The following is a 2659-nucleotide window of genomic DNA, read 5'->3' on the forward strand; positions in this document are numbered from 1 at the left end:
CGCAGCGTTCACCATCCACCGCGACGGCCACGTCGGGTTCACCGTCGGCGACTACAACCCGGCGTATCCGCTGGTGATCGACCCGACCGTGGACTACGCCACCTTCCTCGGCGGCAGCGGCCGCGACGAGATCCGTGGGATGGCCGTTGATGATGACGGGGCTGTGTATGTCACCGGCTCCACGAACTCGCTGGATTTCCCCACCACCCCGGGTGCGTTTCAGCAGGACTGGCCAGGCGACGACGACGCGGTCTTCACCAGTGCGTTCGTCACCAAGCTTCTCCCGGGGGCAGGCGAGGGCGGGGCGGTCGCGCTGGAGTGGTCCACGTTCCTGGGCGGTGGCAGTGCCACTACCGTGCACGGCGGCAGTTTCGATAGCGCGGGCGACGTTTTCGTCGATGACGACGGTGTAGTTCATATGGCCGGGATCACCGGGTCCAGTGATTTCCCGATCACCGAGGACGCCCACGACCAGGAGCCGCCCGACCGCCACGGCAAGGGTTTTGTGACCCTGCTCAGCCCTGACGGATCGCAGTTGATGCACTCGACCTACTACGCCGAACGCATCGAGACCATGGCCGTGGACGACGCCGGCATGATCTACGTCGGTGAGCAAAACGCCGGGGGGGTCGCGCGCATCGACCCGGCCGCGGGGCCGGGAGAGTCGGCGGTCGACCGGATCGCCATAGGCACGCGGTTCGTGTTTTCGGTGACCGTCGACGACCACGGCTTCGTGTACGCCATCGGCAACCGGGGCACGTTCGAGGCGACCGCGGGGGCCTATCAGGAAGAGCCCGTCGGTGGGTGGCTGGTCAAGCTGGATTGGGGTCTGGAGGGCACCGACCGGTTCGTGTACGCCAGCTACGGCATCGGCGGGCGGGACATCGCCTGGAACCCCAACCACGACACGGTGTTCATCGCCGGGAACTTCGGCGGCGCGCTCATCGGCGACCACGCCTTCGAGGCCCCCGCCACGCTGGGTGCGATGCAGACCGAACACTCGCGTTTCTTCGCCAACCACGGCCACGATGTCAGCATCCGGGAGGGGACCCTACGCGAGTTCGACCTGGCCGGCAACGGCGCCGACGACCAGGTGTACGCCACGCTGTTCGGCGGGTTCTGGACCGACGAGGGCGTGGCGGTGGCCGCCACCCCGGAGGGCACCGCCTGGGTCGCCGGGATAACACAGTCGGGTGAGTTCCCGCACGTCACCGAGGACGCGCTGCAGCCCGAGTCTGGGTTCCCTGGCAGGTTCGGCCACGGCTCGGCAGGCGCCGCCGGGGTGCTGTTGCACATCGACCCCGCCGGGCGAGGCGAGGGCGACCTGCTGTACGGCACCACCTTCACCGGCGCCTCCGAAAGTGGTGTGAAAAGCGCGCGTTGGGACGGCATCGATGTGAACGAGACCGGCACCGTGACCGTCGCGGGGCGCGGGTTCGGCCCGACGCACAACGCCTTCCAGGACACCCCACCCGCGCCCGAGGACAGAAACGGGTTCGTGCTGCAACTCCAGTTCGGTGACACCGAAAACGGCGACGCTCAGCCCGGCGACGCCCAGCCGCGCGTGGACGGGGCCGCCGTGAACCTGGTTGACGACATCAACCCCGACGGGTCCTCGCAGCGTCCCGGCCCGGCCGCCGACTGGAACGGCGCCGCGGCCCTGGCGGTCGATCTCACGCCGCTGGGTGACACGTTGTTCTTCTCCGCCTACGATCCCGACCACGGCCGTGAGTTGTGGCGCACCGACGGGACGCCGGAGGGCACCGGGCTGGTCACCGACCTCGTCCCGGGGGGCGACTCGCGTCCGCAGCTGCTCACCGCTGCGGGTGACACGCTGTTCTTCACCGCCGACCATCCCGACCACGGCCGGGAGCTGTGGCGATCCGATGGCACCGAGGCGGGCACCGTGCTGGTCACAGATGTCTTCCCGGGGTTGACGTCGTCGCCGGCAAACATGGCCGCGGTGGGCGACGTGGTGTTCTTCGACCCGTTGCATCCCGACCATGGCACAACCAGCTACGAGTTCGCTTACCGGGCGCTGTGGCGCAGTGACGGCACCGCGGCCGGCACCCACCTCGTCAAGGATCTCAACCCCGACCGTGGATCCCAACTGCGGGCGCTGACTCCCGTTGGCGATCGGCTGTTCTTCGCAGGCGAGCCCCAGACTGGCAATGCTGAGTTGTGGGTCAGTGACGGCACCGAAGGGGGCACCCGGTCCCTGACGTCGATAGTGCAACTGCGGCAGCTGACCGCGTTCGGTGAGGGCGTGTTGTTCAACGCCGAGGACGAGCGTGGCCGGGAGCTGTGGCATTCCGACGGCACCGAGGCGGGCACCGGCCTGGTGGTGGATTTGAACCCGGAGGGGTCGTCGATCCCGTTGGAGCTCTCGCCGGTGGGCGAGGTGGCGTTCTTCTCCGCTTTTGGTGGCACCGGTGAGGACGACCCGCATGTGCCGCCCAGCTCGGTTGCGCCACAGGACCAGCATGACGACGGCGCGGGTCGGGAGCTGTGGGTGACTGATGGCACCGAGGCGGGCACGTCGCTGGTGGCCGACATCAACCTGGGTGGGTCGTCGCACCCGGAGGGCATGACCGCGATCGGGGACACGGTGGTGTTCGCGGCCACCGGTGAGCAGGGCCGGGAGCTGTGGCGCACCGCT

At 68.8% G+C, this 2659-nt stretch carries 1 protein-coding gene; it reads left to right on the forward strand.

All coding sequences use genetic code 11. The features are described 5' to 3' along the window. Positions 1-2659: ELWxxDGT repeat protein (locus WD250_16290; protein ID MEX2621777.1), on the forward strand; the 2659-nt coding region annotated here is incomplete at both ends.

This window comes from Egibacteraceae bacterium, assembly GCA_040905805.1.
Taxonomy (GTDB): domain Bacteria; phylum Actinomycetota; class Nitriliruptoria; order Euzebyales; family Egibacteraceae; genus DATLGH01.